The following is a 23504-nucleotide window of genomic DNA, read 5'->3' on the forward strand; positions in this document are numbered from 1 at the left end:
ACCTGGTAGCGCCGACCCATGGTCGGCGAGCGCGGCGGGCTTCTCGCCCGGACATCCCGCCGAGCATGGCTCGGCGCTACCCATTCCGCGGTTCAGGCCTCCACCACCGGGGCGTCCACACCCCGGCCGCGGGCCTTGCCGATGAGCCGCGTCGCCGCACTGCGCGCATCATCCAGCACCGCGTAGATGGTCGGCAGGAACAGCAGGCTGACCACCGTGGAGAACGCCAGGCCGCCGGCAATCGCGCGCGCCATCGGGTAGTACGGCGGGCCGTCGCCGAACATCTGCGTGTCGGTCAACGAAATCGGCACCATCGCCAGGATTGCCGTACCCATCGTCATCATGATCGGGCGCAGGCGTTCGCGTGAGCCTTCCACCAGCGCTTGGGTGCGGGCCATGCCGCGCCGGCGCAGGTTGTTGATGTGCTCGATCATCACGATGCCGTTGTTCACCACAACGCCCATCAGCACCAGGATGCCGATGAAGGACATGATGCCGAACGAGGTGCCGGTCAGCCAGAACAGCCAGAACACCCCGAAGATCGAGAACAGCACCCCGCTCATGATCGCCGCCGGGAACAGCAGCGATTCGAACACCGCCGCCATCACCACGTAGATCATCAGCAGCGCGATGACCAGGTTGAACAGCATCTGCTGCATCGCTTCGTCATCGTTGCCGAAGTCGCCACCGTCGAAGCTGAAGCTGTAGCCGGCCGGGAAGTTCATCGGCTTGAGCACCGCCTCGATCGCCTTGCGCCCATCCGGGGCGGTGACCTTGTCAGCCAGGTTGGCCTTGATGGTCAGCGTGGTCTGCCGGTTGGTGCGGCCGATCTGCGTGGCCGAGGACAGGATCTCCACCGATACCAGGCTCAGCAGTGGCACGGTGCGGCCATCGCCGGTGCGCACGCTGAAGCCGTCCAGGTCCTCCGGCGTGCTCTGCTCGGCGCCGGCGAAACGCACCCACACCGGCACTTCGTTGTCGCCGCGGCGGAACTCGCGCATCGGGGCGCCACGCAGTGCCAGGCCGACGAAGCTGGCCACCTGTTCGGCATTGAAGCCGAACGCGGCCGCTCGCTCGCGGTCGACCTTGATCGCCAGCTCGCTGCCCTTCTCGCCGTTGTCGATGCGTACATCGCGCAGTTCCTTGCGCTGCGCCAGCAGTGGCAGCACTTCCTCGCCGATCTCCTGCAGCATCGAACTGGAATCGCCGACCAGCTGCACCTGCACGCCGCTGTTGCTGCCACCGGAATCGCCGCCCTGGTTGCCGACGAAGTAATCGGCACGCGCGGATTTCGGCAGGCCCTTGCGCAGTTCTTCCTGGATCGCCTTCAGGCCCCCGGCGTGCGCTTCGTCCAAGGTCACGATGGTGGAACTGCCCTCGTCTTCGCTGTACCAGGAATACACCTGGGCGATGTGCAGGCGCTCGCGGTTGGCATCGAGCCAGTCTTCCACGCGTTTCACTTCATCGGACATCTGCCGGTAGGTGTAGGCGCTTTTCCACATGTAGCCGATGAACACGTCCTTGCCACCATCGCCGCCGAACATGTCCACCTTGGTCAGCTTCATCGGCACCAGGCTGACCAGCACCACCAGCAGGATGCCGAGCAGGCTCCAGCCACGGTGGCGCAGGGTCCAGTCCAGCAGCACCGCATAGCGGCCCTGCAGGCGCGCGATGACGCCGGTCTTTGAATGCAGCAGCTTCGGGGTGTCCATGCGCGCGGACAGCATCGGGATCAGGCTCACCGCCACCAGCCAGGACGCCAACAGGGACACCGAGATGGTGATCGCGATCTGCGACATGAATATGCTGATGTTGTTGGTTTCACCGAACAGGTTCGGGATGAACACGATGCAGTGGCACAGGGTGCCGGCGCTGAGCGCGATGGCCACGTTGCGGGTGCCGATGATCGAGGCCAGCCGCGGTTGGTCGGGCATCCGCTCGCGTTCCTGGTAGATGCTCTCCACCACCACCACGGCGTTGTCCACCAGCATGCCCACCGCCAGCAGCAGGCCCATCATGGTCAGGATGTTCAGCGTCACCCCGACGAAGTACATGAAGCCCAGGGTGATGATGAAGCAGATCGGGATGGCCAGGGTCACCATCAGCGTGGAGGGCCAGTGGCGCAGGAAGAAGAACAGCACCGTCACCGACAGGATCAGGCCGACCGCACCGGCTTCGGCCAGTTCCAGCAGCGAGGACGTCACCGTCTTGCCCTGGTTGTCGATGACCTTGATCTGCACATCGCGCATGCTCGGCTGTGCACGGATCGCCTCCACTTCGGCCAGCGCAGCGCGCGAGACTTCCACCAGGTTGGCGCTGCGCTCCTTGAAGATGTCCAGGCCGATCGCCGGGTTGCCATCCAGGCGACGACCGTAGCTCATCCGGGTCGGTTTCAGGCGCACCTCGGCGATGTCGCCCAGACGCAGTCCCTTGGCGTTGATCACCAGGTCGCGCATCTCCTGCAGGTCGGTGATCTCGCCCACCGGCTGCACACGTACGCGCTGGCCGTTGTCGTCGATCTGCCCGGCCGACAGCGAGAAGTTCAACGTGCGCAGGCGTTCGCTGAGTTCGTTGATGCTCAGCCCATGCGCGTTCAGCCGGTTCGGGTCGATGGCGATCTCGACTTCGTTCGGCGGTGCGCCGGAGATGTTCACCCGGGCCACGCCGGGGATGCGTTCGATGCGCCGCTTGAACTCGCGGTCCAGCATGTCATACGCGCCGGTCAGGTCGGTATCGCTGGCCAGGCGTACCTTCAGCACCGGCTCGTCACTGCTGGACCACTTGAACACGTTGTAGCGCTGCAGGTCATCGGGCAGGTCGGTGCGGATGGCATCGATGCGCTCGCGTGCATCGGATGCGGCGATGGCGATGTCGCGGTCCCAATCACTGAACTCGATGAAGATGTTGGCCCCTTCGGAGGTGGCCGACGAGCGCATCCGCTTGATCCCGGTCATCGTCGCCAGGCTTTCTTCCACCGGGCGGATCAGGGTGCGTTCCACCTCTTCCGGGGTGGAACCGGTGTATGGAATCTGCACGAACAGGAAGGGTGCAGTGATGTCCGGAAGCGCCTCCAGCGGCAGCCGGAACGAGGCGATCAGGCCCACCACCACCAGTGACACGAAACACATGATGGTGGTGACCGGGCGACGAATGGAGAACTCTGCGATGCTCATGCCGGCTCCCCTTGGCCCTGCCCGGCCTTGGGCGCGTCAAAGCCCGCGTCGTGGTCCAGCTTGCGCCCGCGCTCGCGGTAATAGGCATCGCCCTTGCGGTCCATCAGGTCATACACCACCGGGATCACCAGCAGCGTCAGCAGGGTGGACACCAGCAGGCCGCCGATCACGGTGATCGCCATCGGCGCGCGCACTTCGGCGCCCTCGCCCATCGCCACCGCCAGCGGCAGGAAGCCGAACAACGTGCACAGCGTGGTCATGATGATCGGCCTCAAGCGCGAGCGTGCGCCTTCCACCAGCGCCTCGTGCTTGGCCACGCCGGCCTCGCGCAGCTGGTTGACCTTGTCGATCAGGATGATCGCGTTCTTGGTCACCAGCCCCACCAGCAGGATCAAGCCGATGAACACCACCACCGAGATCGGCTTGCCGCTCAGCAGCAGCGCCAGCACCGCCCCGACCAGGGCCAGCGGGATGGTGAAGAGGATCACGAACGGATGCAGCAGCGATTCGAACTGCGAGGCCATCACCAGGTAGACCAGGAAGATCGCCAGCCCGAAGGCGAAGATCAGCGATCGCGCCGACTCGGCGAGTTCTTCGCCCTGCCCGCCGATGTGCATGCCCACCGCAGCGCCCAAGGGTTGTTCGGCCACCATCGCCTGCACTTCGCGCATGGCACCGCCCAGGTCGATGTCGCGCAGGTTGGCCGATACCACTGCCACCCGCGTCTGGTCGGCACGATGGATCTCGCTGGGGCCGGTGGTGGCGACCACTTCGGCCACCGCGTCCAGGGTCACCGGGCGGGTGCTGCCCGGGTTGACGATCAGCCGGCGGATGCTGTCCACGCTGGCCCGGTCGCCCTGCTGCGCACGCACCAGCACGTCGATCTTGCGGTCGCGGAAGCTGTAGCGGGTGGCGACGTCGCCGCGCACTTTCTTGACCACCACATCGGCGATCTGGCGGGTGGTGAGGCCCAGCGCACCGGCGCGCTCCTGGTCGAAGCGGATCTGGATTTCCGGGAAGCCTTCTTCCACCGTGGATTTGACGTCGGCGTAGTGCGCGTTGTTGCGCAGCATCGCCGCCAGCCGCTGCCCGGCCTGCTCCAGCGAGGCCATGTCCTGCCCGCGCAGCTCGATTTCCAGCGGCGTGGAGAAGCTGAACAGTGCCGGTCGTGCGAAGTCCACCTGTACGCCCGGATGCGAGGCCATGGTGCCGCGCAGGCGTTCGGTGATGGCCGCTTCGCTGCGTGCATCACCGCCCCCTTCCATCACCACGGTCAGCTTGCCGATGTTCTCCCCGCTTTCGGTCGGGCTGGCATCCAGCCGGGTGCCGGCGCCACTGACACCGTACAGCGAAGCAATGCCTTCGCCGGCCGCCTGCTTGCCGTCGCCGTGCTCCAGCTGCAGTTCGCGCACCAGCGCATCGGTCTGCTTCAGCGGCGTGCCGGCCGGCAGCTTCACCGTCATCTCGAAGCGGTCCTGTGCCAGCTGCGGGATCAGGTCCGCGCCGAGCATCGGCACCAGTGCCATGGTCGCCACGAAGGCCAGTGCCGCCAGTCCCAGCACCTTGCCCGGATGAGCCAGTGCGCTGGGCAGCAGGCGCAGGTAGCCGCGTTCGGCGCCGCCGTAGGGCTTCATCGCCACGTCGCTGGCCTTGCGCATCACCGGGCCGACCACCGCCACGATGCCGCGCCACACCCGCACCACCAGCCAGGCCGCGCCGAAGAAGCTCCAGCGGATGCCCGCCACGAAGCCGCGACGGCCACCGGCCACCGGTTTCAACCAGCGGTTCTGCGGACGCCTGGCTTCGCCAGCCGGTTCTTCCGGGAACGCCAGCGGCGGGCGGCCCTTCAACGAACTCAGCATCGGAATCAGGGTCATCGACACCAGCAGCGAGATCGCGATGGCGATCGCCACGGTGAGTGCCTGGTCGCGGAACAGCTGGCCGGCGATGCCATCGACGAACACCAGCGGCAGGAACACCGCGATGGTGGTCAGGGTGGACGCCACCACCGCCATGCTCACTTCCCGCGTACCCGCGATGGCTGCCTGCAACACGCCCAGCCCGCGTTCGCGCGCCTTGGCGATGCTTTCCAGCACCACGATGGAATCATCCACCACAAGGCCGGTGGCCAGTGCCAGGCCGCCCAGCGACATCACGTTCAAGCTCAGGCCCAGCTGGCCCATGAAGAAGAACGTGGCGATGATCGACACCGGCAACGACAGGCTGATGACGAAGGTGCTCCAGCCATCGCGCAGGAACAGGAAGATGATCAGGATGGCCAGCAGGCCACCGATCACCGCATCCTTCTTGACGTCGCTGATCGCATGCTCGATGAAGCGCGACTGGTCCTCGACGGTGGTGAGCTCGGCATCGGACGGGAAGGTGGTCTTGATCTGCTCCAGCCGCGCGCGCAGGGCCTCGGCGGTGGCTACGGTATTCGCGTCGCCCTCCTTGTAGATCGCCAGCTCCACCGCTTCCTTGCCGCCCAACCGGATGATCGCCTCGCGTTCCTTGTAGCCCTGGCGCACCGTGGCGACATCCTTCAGCCGCACCGGCACGCCATTGGCCACCACGCTGGAGTTTCCGCCCGATGCACTCTGCGCCGCCGATGCCGCCGACATCGCCGCGTCCGAGCCGGTTGCCGCAGCAATGGCGAACATCTGCGCCATCGCCGAATCGGCTGCGCTGCCGTTGGAGGACTGGGTGGTGATCAGCAGGTTGCGGATCTCTTCCAGATCGACGAACTGGTTGACGGTACGCACCAGGAAACGCTGCGAACCCTCTTCCAGGCGCCCGCCGGAGATGTTGATGTTTTCCTCTTTCAGGCGCTGGATGACGGTGTCGATCGGCAGGTTCAGCTGCGCCAGCTTCTGCTGGTCGATGTCGACCTGGATCTCATCCTCCAGGCCACCGCCGACCTTCACTGCGGCCACGCCGGTGACCGGTTCCAGCTTCTTCTTCAGGTCTTCGTCGGCATAGCGGCGCAGGCCGGTGAGCTCGCGGATCGCCTCGGCGTCGCTGGCCGGTGCGTCCTTGCTGGAAATCACCAGCCGCATGATCGGTTCGGTGGACGGATTGAAGCGAAGCAGCACCGGGGCCTTGGCTTCCAGTGGCAGGTTCAGCGCTTCCATCTTGTCGCGCACCTCCAGGCTGGCCTGGTCCATGTTGGTGCCCCAGGCGAACTCCAGCACCACATCGCTCTGGCCGGTGCGCGAGATAGACTTCAGCTTGCGCAGGTTCTTGACCACCCCGACCGCCTCTTCCACCGGCTCGGAGATCAGGGTTTCGATTTCAGACGGTGCCGCGCCGGTGTACTCGGTGCGCACGGTCAGGGTGGGATAGCTCAGGTCCGGCAGCAAGTTGACCTTCAGGCTGTTCAAGGCGATCAGCCCGAACAGGATGAGGGTGACCGTGCACATGGCGATGGTCACGCGGCGGCGCGTGGCGAACTCCACCAGGCCTCCGCCCATGCTGCCGGGGCCGTGACCCGGGTGCGGGTCGCGACCGTGGTCGTTACCGGCCGGTGTCATGGGGCGCTCCCTGCCTTGGCAGCCGGCGTGGCCCTGGTCACCTGCTTGGGATCGGTAGGCACGATCACCTGTACCGCGGTGCCATCGCGCAGCGCGACCTTGCCGGCGGTGACCACCTGGTCGCCTGCGGCCAGGCCCTCGCGCACTTCCACCCAGGCGCCCTCGGCGTAGCCCAGCGTCACCGGTACGCGCGCGACCTTGCCGGCGCGCACGCGGAACACGGCTGGGTCACCGTCGTCCAGCAGCGCCAGGCGCGGCACCACCAGCGCATCGGCGCGCTGGTCGTAATCGATGCGGATGCGGCCGAACATGCCCGGCTGCAGCGACTGCGCGCCGCCGTCGAAAGTGCTCACCACACGGAACGTGCCGCTGCCGGAATCGACGACCGGCGAGATGCGGTCGACCTGACCGGTGAAGCTCTTGCCCGGCAGTGCATCGGCCAGCAGGGTGACCGGCTGGCCGGCACGCAGCGTGGCCAGCTCGCGCTCGGGCACGTTGAGCGTGGCTTCCAGCCGCGCGTTGTCGACGATGCGGAAGATCGGGGTGTTGATCTGCACGAAGTTGCCGGTCTTGATCGAACGCGAAGCGATCACCCCGGAGATCGGAGCGGTAACCGTGGTGTAGGACAGTTCCAGCGTGGCCAACCGGTACTGCGCGCGGGCGTTTTCCACGTCATAACGCAACTGGTCCACGTCTGCGGCGCTGACCATCTGCTGGCCCACCAAACGGTTGGCGCGCTGGTAGTTGTTTTCCAGCTTGCGCATCACCGCTTCGCTCTGCGCCACCGCCAGCCGCGCGCGGTCCGGGTCCAAGCGCACCAACGGCTGCCCCGCACGCACCTGCTGGCCTTCTTCCACCAGTACCGCCAGCGCCACGCCGGAGGTCTTGGCCACCACCTGCGATTCGGCGCGCGGCTCCAGTGCGGCGGTGCCGGTGTAGCTGGCAGCCACGCCGCGATGGCTGGCCACCGCCACTTCCACCGGCACGGCATCAACCTTCTTTTCTTCGGACTTGCCGTCCTTGCCGTCCGCTGCCTTGGCTTCGTTGTTGGGGCCACCCGCGCAGCCGGACATCAGCAGGGTGGTGGAGATGAGCAGCGCGGCGGCGCAGATTCCGCTGCGGCCGGCGGGCAGGAAGGCATGGCGTGACATCGTCGGGTCCCTGGGGATGCGTGAACAGGTGTGGTAGCAAAGTAATGCACCACCTCACGGGTACACCATATCCCAAAGGTCACGGTGACTTCACGCCGCCGGTCGGGCCGACCCCATTTCAGCAACATGAAACGAGCCGCTATACTCGAGCCGTTCCGTACCCCACGCCGGAACGACCAGACCCGTAGCCCGGAAACGACATCATGCGCCCGCAGCCGCTCGCCGCTTGTCTTGCTCTGGCCGTCCTCCTGCCCTTCGGGGCCGCCGTGGCCGCTCCTGCTCCTGCTTCACCTCCGTCCGCCCCTGCCGCTCCAGCGCCGCTTCCGGCGCCGCAGGCACCGGCGCCGGCCGCCGCCCTCACCGGCAATTTCGACAACGGCCGGGTCCTGGCATACACCTGCCAGGGCTGCCACGGCATCACCGGTTACAAGAACGCCTATCCCAGCTACCGCGTGCCGAAGATCGGCGGGCAGAGCGAGCAGTACCTGCTGCAGGCCCTCACCGAGTACCGCCATGGCAAGCGTCGTCATCCGACCATGCAGGCGCAGTCGATGAGTTTCAGCGAACAGGAGATCGCCGATCTCGCTGTTTACCTGTCCACCGTCAAGTAAGGCACGCCTACATGTCGAAAGCCGCGCAGTTAACGCGTCATGCCATCGCCTTGTCCGTCGCCGTCCTGATGGCCGCCTGCTCGCCGTCGCACGAAGACAGCAGCACGCAGTCGCCCGACCAGCCGGGCCAGGCCAGTGGCGATCTTCCCGCTCCTTCATCATCTGCCGGACTGCCGGCCGGTCGCCCCGCCGCCGGTGAGGCTCGTGCGCAGGTCAAGGGCAAGGCCACCGGGCAGAGCTGCATCGACTGCCACGGTGCCGATGGCAATGCGCCGATCGACCCGACCTACCCCAAGCTGGGGGGGCAATACAGTGATTACCTGGCGCACGCGCTGCAGGCGTATCGCTCCGGCGATCGCCAGCACGCGTTGATGACCCCGCAGGCGACCGGCATCAGCGATCAGGAGATCGCCGACCTGGCCGCCTATTTCGCTTCACGCCCGACCCAGCTGCGTGACCTGCACGGAGTGAAATAAGCCCCCCTGGCAACGCGTGACGGCCGGCGGCCGTCACTACCGCGGGGTGACCCGGCTAGCGCCGACCCATGGTCGGCGAGCGCAGCGGCAATCTGACAGAAGGGGTCAGAGTCCTTTTCCTCCGGAAAAGGACTCTGACCCCGTCGAGCGGTTCAGGCGTCCAGTTCCTGCCAGCGCGCGTAGGCGGCATCCAGCTCGGCCTGCACCTTGGCCAGTTTCTGGTTGTGCGCGGCCATGTCCGGCGCGCTGCGCTGATAGAACGCCGGATCGTTCATCGCGGCAGTCAGCCCTTCGACGTCCTTTTCCAGCGTTTCGATCTTCAGCGGCAGCTGGTCCAGTTCGCGCGCGTCCTTGTAGCTGAGCTTGCGCTTGGCGGGCGCCGGGACTGCGGCCGCTGCCGCGGCAGGGGCGGCCGCGGCGGCCGGACGACTCGCCACCACCGGCGCATTGGCCTGCTGCGCGGCCACGAAGGCCGCATGGCGCTGCCAGTCGCTGTAGCCGCCCACGTAGTCACCGACCACGCCCTCGCCTTCCATCACCAGCGTGGAGGTCACCACGTTGTCGAGGAAATCACGGTCATGGCTGACCAGCAGCAGCGTGCCGGTGTAATCGCCGAGCAGCTCTTCCAACAGCTCCAGCGTTTCCACGTCCAGGTCGTTGGTCGGTTCGTCCATCACCAGCAGGTTGGACGGCTGCGCGAACAGCTTGGCCAGCAGCAGGCGGTTGCGCTCGCCACCGGAAAGACGGGTGATCGGCGCGCGCGCGCGTTCGGGGGTGAACAGGAAATCCTGCAGGTAGGCGTGCACATGCTTGCGCTTGCCGTTGAACTCGATGAAATCGCGGCCTTCGGCCACGTTTTCGATGGCGGTCCAGTCTTCGCGCAGCACCGAGCGGTACTGGTCGAAATAGGCGATTTCCAGATTGGTACCGGCGCGCACTTCACCGCGGTCCGGTGCCAGGTCGCCCAGCAGCAGCTTCAGCAGCGTGGTCTTGCCGCTGCCGTTGGGACCGATCAGGCCGATGCGGTCACCACGCAGGATGGTGGCGGAGAAATCGCGCACCATGCAGCGCTCGCCGAAGGAGAACGACACGTCCTTGATGTCGATGACCTTCTTGCCGGAATTGGCAGCCTGGGCCGCTTCCATCCTGACGTTGCCACTGATCTCGCGGCGCGACGAGCGCTCGTTGCGCATCGCTTCCAGGCGGCGCACGCGGCCTTCGTCGCGGGTCCGGCGGGCCTTGATGCCCTGGCGGATCCACACTTCTTCCTGCGCCAGCATCTTGTCGAAACGAGCGTTTTCCTGTGCCTGTGCGTTGAGGCGCTCCTCGCGGCGGCGCTCGTAGTTGGCCCAGTCGCCCGGCCAGCTGGTGACCTGCCCGCGATCGATTTCCACGATACGGGTGGCCAGCGCGCGCAGGAAGCGACGGTCATGGGTGACGAACACCACGCTGCCGTTCCAGTTCTTCAGGAACATTTCCAGCCAGTCGATGGCTTCGATGTCCAGGTGGTTGGTCGGTTCGTCCAGCAGCAACAGGTCCGGGCTGGACACCAGCGCGCGGCCCAGCAGTACCCGGCGCTTCATGCCGCCGGAAAGGCGGGCGAATTCGGCATCGCCGTCCAGGTCGAGCTTGGTCAGGGTTTCGCTGACACGCTGGTCCAGGCCCCAGCCGTTGGCGGCGTCGATCTTGGCCTGCACCGCGCCCAGCGCATCGCCGTCGAACTCTTCGGCCACGCTGAGGTGGTGGAATTCGGCCAACCACTGGCCCAGTTCGCCCAGGCCTTCGGCGACCACGTCGAACACGCTGCCGGCGGCGCCGTGGGGCACCTCCTGTTCCAGCCGGGTCACGCGGACGCCCTGCTGCACGCGGACTTCGCCATCGTCGGGCTTGTGGTCGCCGGACAGCAGCTTGAGCAAAGTGGATTTGCCGGCGCCGTTGCGGCCGATCAGGGCGATACGCTCGCCCGGCTCGATCGACAGTTCGGCTTTTTCCAGCAACAACGGGCCGCCGACGCTGAAGTCGACGTTCTGCAAGGTAATCAGAGGCATGCGGGTATTGTAAGGGGTTAACCCCGTACAATGCGCCATGAATGAATTCTCGACCCTGCCGCTGAGCCCGGCCCTTCAGCCTGGCCTGGAAGCGCTCGGCTACACCACCCTCACCGCCATCCAGGCGCGCAGCCTGCCGGCCATCCTCGACCGCCGCGATGTCATCGCCCAGGCCCCCACCGGCAGCGGCAAGACCGCCGCCTTCGGACTGGGTCTGCTGCAGGCGCTGGATCCGGCCACCCAGCGGGTGCAGGCGTTGGTGCTGTGTCCTACGCGCGAACTGGCCGACCAGGTCGGCAAGCAGATCCGCAAGCTGGCCACCGGCATCCCGAACATGAAGCTGCTGGTGCTGACCGGCGGTTCGCCGCTGGCGCCGCAGTTGGCCTCGCTGGAAGCTCACCATCCTCACGTGGTGGTCGGCACCCCCGGCCGCGTGCAGGAGCTGGCCCGCAAGCGCGCGCTGAACCTGGGCGCGGTGCGCACCCTGGTGCTGGACGAAGGCGACCGTATGCTGGACATGGGCTTTGAAGAGCCTATCCGCGAGATCGCCGGGCGCACCCACAAGGATCGCCAGACGCTGCTGTTCTCGGCCACCTTCCCCGATGCGATCCGCGCGATCGGCCGCGACGTGCTGCGCGACCCGGTGGAAGTAACCGTGGACGGCGCCGACGATGCTCCCTCCATCCGCCACCTGTTCTGCGAAGTGGAACCGGCGCACCGGCAGAAGGCACTGGCCGGACTGCTGCTGAAGTACACACCGGAATCGGCGGTGGTGTTCTGCAACACCCGCAAGGATGTCGACGAAGTCGCCAATTCGCTGCAGCAGTTCGGCTTCTCCTCGCTCGCCCTGCACGGCGACATGGAACAGCGCGACCGCGAAGAAGTGCTGGTGCGCTTCGCCAACCGCAGCTGCAACGTGCTGGTGGCCAGCGACGTGGCCGCGCGCGGGCTGGACGTGGAAGACCTGGCGATGGTGATCAACTACGAATTGCCAACCGATATGGAAACCTACCAGCACCGCGTTGGCCGTACCGGTCGCGCCGGCGCCAGTGGCATGGCGATCAGCCTGGTGGCCGGCCGTGAGAAGTCCCGCGCCGAGGCGCTGGAGGCGCAGCGTGGCCAGCCGCTGGACTGGCAGAAGACGCCGCTGGCGACCTCGCGCCCGGCCGAACTGCCGCAGGCCGCCATGCGCACCCTGCGCATCGACGGCGGCAAGACCGACAAGCTGCGTCCCGGTGACATCCTGGGTGCGCTGACCGGCGATGCCGGCCTGGCCGGCAAGCACATCGGCAAGATCGCGATCTACCCGACGCGCTCGTACGTGGCCATCGCCCGCGAGCACGCCAACCGGGCCGTGGCCAAGCTGGAAGAAGGCAAGATCAAGGGCCGCAGGTTCCGTACCCGCGTGATGTAAGCCAGCAGCGGTGACGACCAGCGGTCGTCACTACCGAAGCCGGGACGGTAGCGCCGAGCCATGCTCGGCGGCCATGGACCTCAATAAACCAGTTCAGTGTGCAGCGGCAGCCCGGCTTCCCAGCGACCACGGCCGCCCAGTCCGTCCAGCTCCACCAGCACGCCGGCGCCGACCACGTCCACGCCCAGTCGGCGCACCAGCGACAGCGCCGCCACCAGCGTGCCGCCGGTCGCCAGCACGTCATCGATGATCGCCACGCGGGCACCGGCCGGCAGCGCGTCGGCATGCACTTCGATGCAGTCGCTGCGATATTCCAGCGTGTATTCCTCGCGCAGCACCTTGCCCGGCAGCTTGCCCGGCTTGCGCACCGGCACGAAGCCCACACCGAGCTCCAGCGCCATCGCCGCGCCCAAGATGAAGCCACGCGACTCGATGCCGACCACGGCATCCAGCTGCAGGTCGCGCCAGCGCGCGCTCATGGCCTGGATCGCCGCGCGGAAATCATCGCCATCGGCGAGCAGCGGCATGATGTCCTTGAACAGGATGCCCGGCTTGGGGAAATCAGCGATGTCGCGCAGGCGCGATGCCCACTGCGGTTCGACGTGTGCGTCGGTCATTGCAAGGCCAGCGTTGTAGGGCGGCATAGGGTAACAGGCCGGTCGGCGGGCCGCTGTTGGTGAACTCGATGGCCGGCCGCTCAGGAACTGCAGGACAGCATCGAACAGCCTGCCTTGTGATCTGCCCACGCCGGACGTCTGCCGGCGTAATGCTCCAGCCCGGCACGTTCGGTGTACGGATCACGCAACACCTCCTGCAGCGCCTGCACGCCCCCCATGTCGCCCTGGCTGGCGCGCTCGATCGCCTCCTGGGCCAGCCAGTTGCGCAGCACGTACAGCGGGTTGGCGAGGGTCATCCGCGCGATGCGTTCGGATGCCTCGAGCGGATCCGCATGCAGGCGCGCGGCGTAGTCGTGCAGCCATTGCAGCAGCGGCTCGCGCACGGCCGCCTGGCGTGCGGGGTCGTAGAACACGCCATCGAGCACCGCCGCATCCGGCGCAGCCACGTCCAGCCGGATCAGCGCGCGGTAGGCCAGGGTCATGTCCATCGCCCCGTCCTGCATCAGCTGCTGCCAGCGCTGGTGCAGCTGCAGGTCGGCCTCATCGGCTGCGGACAGGCCCAGCTTTGCCGCCACGTCGCGCCGCGTGCAGGCGGCCAGCGTGGCCTGGAAGGCATCCAGTCCGGCCTGCAGCGGCTGCACGTCGGCAAACAGCGGTGCCAGCGCCTGCGCCAGCCGGGTCAGGTTCCAGAACACCACCTGCGGCTGGGTACCGAAACGGTAACGGCGTCCCTGCGCATCGGTGGTGTTGGGCGTCCAGTCCGGATCGTAGTCTTCCACCCAACCGTACGGGCCATAGTCGATGGTGAGACCGAGCACGGACATGTTGTCGGTGTTCATCACGCCGTGGACGAAGCCCACGCGCATCCAGTGCGCCACCATTTCCGCACTGCGCACGGCGATCTGGGCGAACCAGTCGCCCAGCAGCGATTCGCCACTGCCCTGCAGCTCGGGGAAATCGCGCGCGATGCAGGTTTCAGCCATCTGCTGCAGCAGCGCCTGCTCGCCGCGCAATGCGGGCAGCTCGAAGCTGCCGAAGCGCAGGAACGACGGTGCCACGCGGCACACGATGGCGCCGGGTTCGATCTCGGGATGACCGTCGTAGAACATGTCGCGCAGCACGCCCTCGCCGCTGCCGACCAGCGACAGCGCGCGCGTGGACGGCACGCCCAGATGGTGCATTGCCTCGCTGCACAGGAATTCGCGGATCGACGAACGCAGCACCGCGCGCCCATCGGCGCCACGTGAATAGGGCGTCGGTCCGGCGCCCTTCAGCTGCAGCTCCCAGTGGCGACCGTCGGCAGCAACCAGTTCACCCAGCGAGATCGCCCGTCCATCGCCCAGCTGGCCGGCCCAGCGGCCGAACTGGTGTCCGCCATAGTTGGCGGCCCACGGCTGCATGCCCTGCAGCAGCGCGTTGCCGGCGAACACCTCGGCGAAATCCGTGCTGCCGACGAAGTCGGCCGGCAGTCCCAGCAGGTCGGCCACTTCAGGCCACACCGCCAGGGTGGACGGTGCCGAAACCGGCGTCGGCATGACCGCCGACCAGGCGGCACCGCGCACCTCACGGCGTTGGTTGGACGGCTCCGGGTCGCCGGGCAGGCGCTGGATCAGGCGGTTGTCGAAACGAAGGGTGTCAGCAGTATCCATGCCCCCGACATGGGGGCGGCCGGACGCAGCGGCAAGACGCACTCAACGCCCGCTGAGCGCCTGCAGGCTGCCCCCGCGGGCCACCGCGCGCTGGTAGCCCGGGCGCTGTTCGATGCGCTGCAGAAAGCCGCGCAGTGCCGGCTTGTCGGCCAACCCATCGCCGCGGCTGGCGGCGGCCTGGATCGGGAAGCTCATCTGGATATCGGCGGCGGTGAAGCGCTTGCCGGCAAACCACGGGGTTTCCACCAGGCGCTGTTCCATCCAGTCCAGGTGCAGGCCGCGCTGCGGCCCGACGAAGCCTTTCTCGGCCTTGTCGGCGATGGCGCGCGCGATGGGTTTTGCGAAGAACGGCATCGGCGCGTTGCGGATCCTCGACATCACCAGGGTCAGCAACATCGGCGGCATCGCCGAGCCTTCGGCGTAATGCAGCCAGTAACGGTAGGCCATGCGCTCGTCCGAACCAGCCGGCAGCGGCGCAGGCGACAACACGCGCTCACTGTCGTAGCTGTCGGCCAGGTAATCCAGGATGGCACCGGATTCGGCCAGTATCCGCGTGCCGTCCTGCAGCACCGGGGCCTTGCCCAGCCCGTGCACTTGGCGCAGTTCCGGCGGCGCCAGCATGGTCTTCGCGTCGCGCGCGTACTGCTTCAGCTCGTAGGCCAGCCCGAGTTCTTCCAGCATCCACAGCACGCGCAGCGAACGGGAGTTGTCGAGGTGGTGGACGGTGAGCATGCGGGCGATCCGTGTAGTCAGGTGGGTACAGGGTAGAGAGGGGGGATTGGGGAAAGCGTGACGACCAACGGTCGTCACCCACCACGACCAGCAGGCGGCGTCCACCGCCGCAACGCGGGCAAAAAAAAACGCCGGAAGCTTTCGCTTCCGGCGTCTTTGGCTACCTTACGGCAGCAAGCGGATCAGACCGCCTGCACCTGGTCAGCCTGCATGCCCTTCTGGCCCTGCACGGCGACGAAGGTCACCTTCTGGCCTTCCTGCAGCGACTTGAAGCCGTTGCCCTGGATGGCACGGAAATGCACGAACAGGTCCGGGCCGCTTTCCGGGGTGATGAAGCCGAAGCCCTTGGCATCGTTGAACCACTTGACGGTACCGCTCTGACGATCAGACATCTTTGAAACTCCTGAAACAATGTGAAATAAATCGCAGCCACCGGATATCGGGGCCGAGACTGAGTTGCAGGCGTTGGCAAAGCGGATCGATGGAGCAGATCGTGAGATCAACTGCACCAGGCCACGATTTACGGTGACCCTAGCAAACACAGTGAGACGGACGATACGCGTGTTTGCTCCAAAAAGCGATAGGCAGTGCGTTCATGGTCTACCGCCCCGGCGCAGCTGTGCCAAGGCGCGAGGCCGGATCGGGGTCCAGGCAAGCTCCCAATTCAGCTTTCCGCCTACTCTCTGCCCGGCCCACGCAGCGTGAAGCTGCTGGTGAACCGGCGCGGCTCGCCGTCGAGGGGATCGCTGAACGACAGACCGCAGGCCAGCAGTTGCAGGGGGCGGCGATAGTCACCCGGCGGCTGAGGCGCGTAGCCCGGATACAGGTCATCGCCAAGGATCGGCGCCCCCAGGGCCGCCATGTGCACGCGCAGTTGGTGCTTGCGCCCGGTCACCGGCTGCAGCCGGTAGCGCCAGACCGGGCCCTGGCGATCAAGCACGTCGATGAGGGTCTCGCTGTTGGGATCGCCCTCCTCTTCGCGCATGCAATGGAAAGGCTCGCCCTTCTGCAGCCGGCTGCGGTGCTGCAGCGGGAAGGACCGCCGCGGCAGCGCAGGGGCCAGCGCATCGTAGACCTTGGCGATCCGCCGCTCACGGAACAGCCGCTGGTACGCATCCCGGCTTTCAGGGCGGGTGGAGAACAGCACCAGCCCGGCGGTGAGGCGGTCCAGCCGGTGCAGCGGCACCAGGTCCGCATTGCCGGTGGCAGCCACCAGCCGCGCAAGCAGGGTCTGCTGGACGTGGCCGCCGGCCGGCACCACCGGCAGGAAATGCGGCTTGTCCGCCACCAGCAGGTGGGCGTCGTGGTGCACGATGCGCTCGGCGAAGGGGATGACCGGTTCATCTTCGACTTCACGGAAGTAGCGGATCTCCAATCCCACCTGCCACCGTTGGCCGGGGAGCAGTGCCCTGCCCTGCGCATCCTGCACCCGCCCGCGCGCGAAGCGATCCTGCCACTGGGCGCGGCTGATGCGCGGAAAGCGGGCGCAAAGCCCGTCCAGCAGGCTGTCCCAGTCGCCGGGGGGCAATTGCAGACGGCTGGCGGCAACGATGGGAAGGATCGGATCGGACGGGGTCATGGCGCACCCATTATCATGGTGCTCTTTGTCCACGGAAGCCTCATGGCCCTCACCGCCACCATCCGCAAGGCCGAGTTGCAGATCAGCGACATGGACCGCGGCTACTACGCGACCCACAACCTCACCCTCGCCCAGCACCCGTCGGAGACCGACGAGCGCTTGATGGTGCGTCTGCTGGCTTTCGCGCTCAATGCCGAGGACCGGCTGGAGTTCGGCCGCGGGCTGAGCACCGACGACGAACCAGATCTTTGGGAACAGGACTACACCGGTGACATCCTGCGCTGGATCGACCTGGGCCACCCGGACGAATCGCGCGTGCGCAAGGCCAGCAACCGCAGCCGCCAGGTACAGGTGGTGACCTACGCCGGGCATGCTTCGGACGTGTGGTGGCAGAAGCAGGGCAAGGCGCTGGAGCGCTTCAGCAACCTGTCCGTGCTCGACCTTCCTGGCACCTTCGTGGAGCAGTGGAGCCAGCAGATCCAGCGTGCCATGCGCTGGAGCGTGCTGATCCAGGACGCCGAAGTGCAGCTGATCAACGACCAGATGCAGTTGGATGTCATCCCCGTCTGGCGCAAGCGCGCCAAGGAGTGAGCGGCGTGGCGGCAACGCGGTGCGATGTGCTGGTGATCGGCGCGGGCGCGGCCGGCCTGATGTGTGCGCTCACCGCCGGCCAGCGCGGCCGCGTGGTACAGGTGATCGACCATGCCAACAAGGTCGGCAAGAAGATCCTGATGTCCGGCGGCGGCCGCTGCAACTTCACCAATACCGGCACCACCCCGGCCAACTTCGTGTCGGCCAACCCGCATTTCTGCAAATCCGCCCTGGCCCGCTACACGCCTGCGGACTTCATCGAGATGGTCGAGCGGCACCGCATCGCTTACCACGAAAAGGAACTCGGCCAGCTGTTCTGCGACGTGTCGTCCAAGCAGATCGTCAAGATGCTGGTGGATGAATGCGTGGAGGCCGGCGTGCAGGTCCGCACCGACTGCGCGGTGCAGCGGATCGAACGCGGCAGCGACGGCTTCCACGTGCAGACAACCCACGGGACGTTCTTCGCCGCCTCGCTGGTGGTGGCCACCGGCGGGCTGTCCATCCCCAGCCTGGGCGCCACCGGCTTCGGCTATGAGGTCGCCAGGCAGTTTGGCCACGATGTACTGCCGACGCGCGCTGGACTGGTGCCGCTGACCCTCAGCGGTACCCACCAGCAACGCCTGGCGGACCTGTCCGGGGTGGCGCTGCCGGTGGAAGCGCGCAGCAATGGCATGGCCTTCCGCAACTCGCTGCTGATCACCCACCGCGGCATCAGCGGCCCGGCGATCCTGCAGATTTCCTCGTTCTGGCAACCTGGTGATGCGTTGGAACTGGACCTGCTGCCGGGCCAGTGCGCCGAGCAGTGGCTGCGCGCGATGAAACGCGAGCGCCCGGACGCGGCCCTGCGCACCGTGCTGGCCGAGGTGCTGCCCAAGCGCCTGGCGCAGCGCCTGTGCGAGCACTGGCTGCCGGACCGGCCGGTCAAGCAGATCGATGAGCCGCAGCTGCGCCAGGCCGCCGCCCTGCTCGCCGGCTTTCCGCTGGTGGCCAGTGGCACCGAGGGCTACCGCACCGCCGAAGTCACCCTGGGCGGGGTGGACACCGCGCAGGTGTCCTCCTCCACCTTCGAATCGCGCAAGGTGGCCGGCCTGTATTTCATCGGCGAGGTACTCGATGTCAGCGGTTGGCTGGGCGGTTACAACTTCCAGTGGGCGTGGGCCAGCGGCCATGCCGCCGGCAGCGTGGTGTAGGGGCCTGCGCATGGACCTGCGGGCGCGCATCGTGTATCTAATGGGCAGCTTGGGGAGCCTTTGAATGCAGAACTCGAATGACATCACGCTGCGCCTGGTGATCGTGGATGACAGCGGCGAGAACGCTGAAGCGATCGTCAGCGCGCTGCGCAACAGTGGCATCGCGGTGCGGCCTTCGCGGCCGCAGGACGTGGGCGAACTGGGACAGGTACTGGCGACGCAGCCGATCGACCTGGTACTGGCCGCGCCGCAGCAGTCGATCAGCCTGCCGCAGGTTTCGCAGCAGATTGCCGCCAGCGGCAAGGACGTGCCGCTGATCCTGCTGGTGGACCATATCGAAGAGGACGCGCTGGTCGAAGCCAGCGCGCACGGCCTGCGCGCACTCGCGCTGCGGCCGCGGCCGGAACACCTGCTGGCGGTGGTGCGCGACCAGTGGATCGACCTGCAGGCACGTCGCGGACTGCGCCGGATCGAGGCGCAGATGCGCGAGACCGAACGCCGCTGTGACGCGCTTATCGCTTCTTCGCGCGACCCCATCGCCTATATCCACGAGGGCATGCACATCCGTGCCAACGATGCCTACCTGGAGATGTTCGGGTTTGAAAGCTTCGACGACGTGGAAGGCATTTCGCTGCTGGACATGGTGGCCGCCCAGCACGTGGAAGGCTTCAAGCAGCTGCTCAAGGGCCTGAGCAAGGGCGAGGCGCCGCCGCCGCAGTACCAGATCGATGCCCGCCACCAGGATGGCAATGCGTTCGCAGCCACCATGGAGTTCACCAGTGCCAGCTACGAAGGCGAATCGTGCCTGCAGGTGGTGTTCCGCCGCCGGCTGGAACTGGACCCGGAGCTGGCCCGCGAAGTGGAGGAACTGCGCCAGCGCGACCAGGTCACCGGCCTGCTCAACCGCCCCACCTTCATGGTGCAGGTGGAAAACGCGGTGGCCCAGGCCAGCCGCGGCGAAGGCCGTTCCGGCCTGCTGCTGGTCGAGCCGGACCATTACGCCCGCCTGCTGCCGGACATCGGGCTGGATTCAGCCGATGCGCTGATCGCCTCCATGGCCGCGTTGCTCAACGATACGGTGGGCAGCCAGGCGCAGCTGGCCCGCTTCGGCGAGCACAGCTTCGCGGTGCTGCTCGACGGCGCCTTCGCCGATACTGCGGCCTTGGCCGAACGCATCCGCAGTGCTTACGCCGCGCATGTGTTCAGCATCGGCGAGCGCTCTGCCACGGTTACCGTGAGCATCGGCGGCGTGCAGGTCGGCGAGAAGATCGCCAGCATCGGCCAGGTGCTGGCGCGTGCCACCACCTGCGTGCAGGCCGCGGCCGAACTGGGCAACAGCGTGCGCATCTTCGATCCGGCCGCCACCGATCGGGTGGAAGAAGAGCGCATCGCCCGCTGGGTCGCGCGCATCCGCGAAGCGGTGGAAGGCGATGGCTTCCAGCTGCATTACCAGCCGGTGCTGAACCTGCAGGGCGAAGCACGCGAACTGTACGAGGCCTACCTGCGGCTGGACAACAACGGCGAACTGATGAGCCCGGTCGCCTTCCTCGGCATCGCCGAGGAACACGGCCTGCTGGCCGACATCAACCGCTGGGTGGTACGACGTGCGATCGCCATCCTGGGCGAACGCCAGCGCGCCGGCCATGCCACCCACATGCTGGTCAAGATCACTCCGGAATCATTCGCCGATCCGCTGCTGATCACCACCCTGCAGGAAGAACTGCAGGCGCATGGCGTGCCCGGCGACAGGCTGTGGCTGCATGCCCCGGAGTCCAAGGTCTTCACCCACCTGCGCAACGCCCAGCAGTTCCTGCAGGCGGTCGCCCCGCTGGGCTGTCGGATCGGGCTGGAGCAGTTTGGTTCAGGACTGGATTCGTTCCAGCTGCTGGCGCATTTCCAGCCGCAGTTCCTGAAGCTGGATCGCGGCTTCACCCGCGACGCGGCGAGCACGCGCGAGAACTTCGACAAGATCAAGGAAATCACCGAACGTGCGCAGGCGGCCAACATCGCCACCGTCGCCGAGTTCATCACCGATGCCAATTCAATGACCCTGCTGTTCAGCGCAGGGGTGGATTACGTGCAGGGTGAGTTCGTCGGCGAGGCTACGCCGCGGATGGACTTCGACTTCGGCTGAGGCACCGGCCCGCAGCGGGTGACGACCGGTGGTCGTCACCCGCCCGACTTCAGGTCATGTCGACCAGATTATCGATCTTCACGTCCGGATCCACGTCGGCGTCATAGTCCACGCCCTCCACGCCGAAGCCGAACAGGCGCAGGAAATCGGCCTTGTAGCCTTCCAGGTCGCTGATCTCATACAGGTTCTCATCGGTCACCTGCGGCCACAATTCCAGCACTTCGGCCTGCACGCCCGGCGCCATTTCCTTGTAGTCCGCGCGCAGTCGGCCGGCATCGTCGATCAGCTCGACGTGGCGGCCATCGGCATCGGTCAGCTCATGGCGCAGGCGCTCCACCGCCGTGCCTTCGGCCTTGCCGCCGTAGAGGATGTCATACAGCACGTCGAGCTGCTCGATGCAGCCCTCATGGGTGCCCTTCTCCTTCATCACCTTGAACAGCAGCGACAGGTACAGCGGCATGGTGGGGATTGCCGAACTGGCCTGGGTGACCACTGCCTTCAACACCGATACGCGGGCATCGCCGCCGATCGCCGCCAGCTTTTCGCGCAGGCCGAGCACCTTCTGGTCCAGGTCCTTCTTGGCCGCACCGATGCTGCCGTTCCAGTAGATCGCCTGGGTGATTTCCTCACCGACGTAGGTGAACGCGGTGGTGGTGCAGCCTTCGGCCAGCACGCCGGCCGCAGCCAGCGCGTCGATCCACATCTGCCAGTCTTCGCCACCCATCACCGCCACGGTGCCGGCGATCTCTTCCTCGGTGGCAGGCTCCAGGTGGGTTTCGGTCAGCTTGATCTTGTCGGTGTCCAGGCCGCGCAGGGTGATCGGCGCGCCGATCGGCTTGAGCGTGGAGTTGATCACTTCGCCGGTCCTGGGGTGCTTGCGGCGCGGCGACGCCAGGCTGTAGACCACCTGATCGACCTGGCCGAGGTCGGCCTTGATCAGCGCGATGACCTGGTCCTTCACTTCATCGGAGAAGGCATCGCCGTTCACGCTCTTCGCATACAGTCCGGCCTGGCTGGCGTACTTGTGGAACGCGGCCGAGTTGTACCAGCCGGCGCTGCCGGGCTTGGTCTCGCTGCCGGGTTTTTCGAAGAACACGCCCAGGGTGGCGGCGTCGCTGCCGAAGGCGGCGGTGATGCGCGCCGCCAGGCCGTAGCCGGTGGAGGCGCCGATCACCAGCACGCGCTTGGGACCGTTGACGATCTTCGGCCGGGCGCTGATGTAGTCGATCTGCTGCTTGACCGCCGCATCGCAGCCGGTGGGATGGGTGGTGACGCAGATGAAGCCGCGGACGCGCGGTTTGATGACCATGGATACCTCGGTGTGGGACAGGTGCGGCGCGCAGGCGCGCGTGCACGAAACGCTGGAATCGTAGTGTGCGGGGGGAATATGCACAACCGACGGGGGCGTATCGTGGCTTCACGCTTGAGGCAGCGGGTGGGCCTGGGCGGGACACGCCGCAAGTACGTCCTTGTAGGCTGCGTCGCCGCATCCATGCGGCTCAGCGTCCCGCCCAGGCCCACCCGCTGCCTCTGCTGACAATTCGGCGCCCGTGGCGTGTGCGGGGGAGCAAAAAGGCAAAAAAAGCCGCACTTTCGTGCGGCTTTTTCTGTGTCTTTCCGGCTGCTTTTTATGGGCGGCGGGCCAGGGCTTCTTCGTCCTTGGCCTTGGGCAGCAGGTCCTGCTTGGTCACCGCCAGCATGCCCATGGTCAGCAGTGGGCAGGCGATGAAGATCGAGGACAGGGTGCCGATCACCGCGCCGATCATCTGGCTCAGGGCCAGCCCTTCCAGCGAACCGCCACCGTAGAGGTACAGCGCCAGCACCGACAGGAAGAACACCAGCGAGGTGATGATGGTGCGCGACAGGGTCTGGTTGATCGAGCGGTTCATCACTTCCAGCGGCTCTACACGCAGGCTGCGGAAGTTTTCACGGACACGGTCGAACACCACGATGGTGTCGTTGATGGAGAAGCCCATCACCGACAGCAGGCCGGCCAGCACGGTCAGGTCGAACTCGCGGCCGCTGAAGGAGAAGTAGCCGGCAACCACCAGTACGTCGAACAGGGTGGTGATGATGGCCACCACCGCGAACTTCCACTCGAAGCGGAAACCGATGTAGATCAGGAAGCCGACCAGCACGAACAGCGCGGCGTACAGGCCGTTCAGGGCCAGCTCCTTGCCGACCTGCGGACCGACGAACTCCGAGGACAGCACGGTCGCCGCATTGCCTTCCAGCGACACCGCCGAGCGTACCGCCTCGGCCGTGCGGTTGTTGGCTTCGCCGACGCTCTCGCCTTCGGCCTGGGCCTGCGGCTGCAGGCGGATCAGCAGGTCGCTGCCGCTGCCGAAGCTCTGTACCTGGGCGCCACCATAACCGGCGGTCTCCAGGTGCTCGCGCACCGCGTCGACATCGGCCGGGCGGTCGAAGCGCACTTCCACCACGGTCCCGCCGGTGAAATCCAATGCGTAGTTGAAGCCCTTGCCGATGATGCTGCCGAGCGCGGCGATGAACACCAGCGCGGCGATGCCGACGGCGATCCATCGGGTGCGCATGAAGTCGAACTTGGTGTCGTTCGGGATCAGGTGGAGCGGAAACAATTTCATGGTATC

Annotated in this window: 17 protein-coding genes; 6 read left to right on the plus strand and 11 right to left on the minus strand. The window is 66.6% G+C overall.

What is annotated here, in order from left to right; translation table 11 throughout:
* Window positions 1–92: 92 nt before the first annotated feature.
* The 3 genes from SOM47_RS01385 to SOM47_RS01395 are packed head-to-tail and all read right to left on the minus strand — an operon-like array spanning window position 93 to window position 7854.
* Window positions 93–3173, minus strand: a complete 3081-nt coding sequence (locus tag SOM47_RS01385) for an efflux RND transporter permease subunit (RefSeq protein WP_192083768.1) — start codon at window positions 3171–3173, stop codon at window positions 93–95.
* Window positions 3170–6703: an efflux RND transporter permease subunit gene (locus SOM47_RS01390; RefSeq protein WP_320504574.1), complete on the minus strand. Its 3534-nt coding sequence runs from the start codon at window positions 6701–6703 to the stop codon at window positions 3170–3172. Before SOM47_RS01390 ends, SOM47_RS01385 begins: the two co-directional genes overlap by 4 nt.
* A complete protein-coding gene (locus tag SOM47_RS01395; protein WP_192083770.1) occupies window positions 6700–7854 on the minus strand; it encodes an efflux RND transporter periplasmic adaptor subunit in 1155 nt (384 codons plus the stop codon). Before SOM47_RS01395 ends, SOM47_RS01390 begins: the two co-directional genes overlap by 4 nt.
* Window positions 7855–8057: 203 nt before the next feature.
* On the opposite strand from SOM47_RS01395, the gene SOM47_RS01400 reads away from it, so the two are divergent.
* Together SOM47_RS01400 and SOM47_RS01405 are read left to right on the plus strand one after the other, a co-directional pair.
* Window positions 8058–8465, plus strand: coding sequence for a c-type cytochrome (locus SOM47_RS01400; RefSeq protein WP_042614923.1), 408 nt, complete (start codon window positions 8058–8060; stop codon window positions 8463–8465).
* 11 nt (window positions 8466–8476) lie between these two features.
* Entirely contained in the window at window positions 8477–8941 is a 465-nt protein-coding gene (locus SOM47_RS01405; protein ID WP_042614922.1) for a c-type cytochrome, read from the plus strand.
* 152 nt (window positions 8942–9093) lie between these two features.
* On the opposite strand, the gene SOM47_RS01410 is transcribed toward SOM47_RS01405, so the two are convergent.
* A complete protein-coding gene (locus SOM47_RS01410) occupies window positions 9094–10989 on the minus strand; it encodes an ATP-binding cassette domain-containing protein (RefSeq protein ID WP_042614921.1) in 1896 nt (631 codons plus the stop codon).
* 37 nt (window positions 10990–11026) lie between these two features.
* On the opposite strand from SOM47_RS01410, the gene dbpA reads away from it, so the two are divergent.
* Complete coding sequence (gene dbpA, locus SOM47_RS01415; RefSeq protein ID WP_320504575.1) at window positions 11027–12403, plus strand: ATP-dependent RNA helicase DbpA; 1377 nt, start codon at window positions 11027–11029, stop codon at window positions 12401–12403.
* A gap of 80 nt (window positions 12404–12483) precedes the next feature.
* Here dbpA and SOM47_RS01420 read toward each other — a convergent pair whose 3' ends face one another.
* The 5 genes from SOM47_RS01420 to SOM47_RS01440 form a co-directional block, all read right to left on the minus strand.
* A complete protein-coding gene (locus tag SOM47_RS01420) occupies window positions 12484–13020 on the minus strand; it encodes an adenine phosphoribosyltransferase (RefSeq protein WP_042615061.1) in 537 nt (178 codons plus the stop codon).
* An 80-nt stretch (window positions 13021–13100) separates the two neighbouring features.
* On the minus strand, window positions 13101–14669 hold the full coding sequence (locus SOM47_RS01425; RefSeq protein ID WP_320504576.1) for a protein adenylyltransferase SelO: 1569 nt from the start codon (window positions 14667–14669) through the stop codon (window positions 13101–13103).
* A 42-nt stretch (window positions 14670–14711) separates the two neighbouring features.
* A complete protein-coding gene (locus tag SOM47_RS01430) occupies window positions 14712–15401 on the minus strand; it encodes a glutathione S-transferase (protein WP_320504577.1) in 690 nt (229 codons plus the stop codon).
* 182 nt (window positions 15402–15583) lie between these two features.
* Window positions 15584–15793 carry a cold-shock protein gene (locus tag SOM47_RS01435; protein ID WP_042615064.1) on the minus strand — a complete coding sequence of 70 codons (210 nt, stop codon included), beginning with the start codon at window positions 15791–15793 and terminating at the stop codon, window positions 15584–15586.
* Between the two features lie 284 nt (window positions 15794–16077).
* Complete coding sequence (locus SOM47_RS01440; protein WP_320504578.1) at window positions 16078–16980, minus strand: pseudouridine synthase; 903 nt, start codon at window positions 16978–16980, stop codon at window positions 16078–16080.
* Window positions 16981–17022: 42 nt separating this feature from the next.
* Here SOM47_RS01440 and SOM47_RS01445 point away from each other — a divergent pair, with 42 nt between their 5' ends.
* The 3 genes from SOM47_RS01445 to SOM47_RS01455 all read left to right on the plus strand — a co-directional run bounded on the left by SOM47_RS01445 (window position 17023) and on the right by SOM47_RS01455 (window position 20895).
* On the plus strand, window positions 17023–17571 hold the full coding sequence (locus SOM47_RS01445; RefSeq protein ID WP_320504579.1) for a YaeQ family protein: 549 nt from the start codon (window positions 17023–17025) through the stop codon (window positions 17569–17571).
* Window positions 17572–17576: 5 nt separating this feature from the next.
* A complete protein-coding gene (locus SOM47_RS01450; RefSeq protein WP_320504580.1) occupies window positions 17577–18761 on the plus strand; it encodes a BaiN/RdsA family NAD(P)/FAD-dependent oxidoreductase in 1185 nt (394 codons plus the stop codon).
* A 64-nt stretch (window positions 18762–18825) separates the two neighbouring features.
* Complete coding sequence (locus SOM47_RS01455; protein WP_042615067.1) at window positions 18826–20895, plus strand: GGDEF/EAL domain-containing response regulator; 2070 nt, start codon at window positions 18826–18828, stop codon at window positions 20893–20895.
* Window positions 20896–20944: 49 nt separating this feature from the next.
* Here SOM47_RS01455 and fabV read toward each other — a convergent pair whose 3' ends face one another.
* Both fabV and secF read right to left on the minus strand, forming a co-directional pair.
* A complete protein-coding gene (gene fabV, locus SOM47_RS01460; protein ID WP_320504581.1) occupies window positions 20945–22204 on the minus strand; it encodes an enoyl-ACP reductase FabV in 1260 nt (419 codons plus the stop codon).
* A 319-nt stretch (window positions 22205–22523) separates the two neighbouring features.
* On the minus strand, window positions 22524–23498 hold the full coding sequence (secF, locus tag SOM47_RS01465) for a protein translocase subunit SecF (protein ID WP_320504582.1): 975 nt from the start codon (window positions 23496–23498) through the stop codon (window positions 22524–22526).
* Between the last annotated feature and the right edge of the window lie 6 nt (window positions 23499–23504).

Source organism: Stenotrophomonas sp. CFBP8980, from assembly GCF_034046095.1.
GTDB lineage: Bacteria > Pseudomonadota > Gammaproteobacteria > Xanthomonadales > Xanthomonadaceae > Stenotrophomonas > Stenotrophomonas lacuserhaii.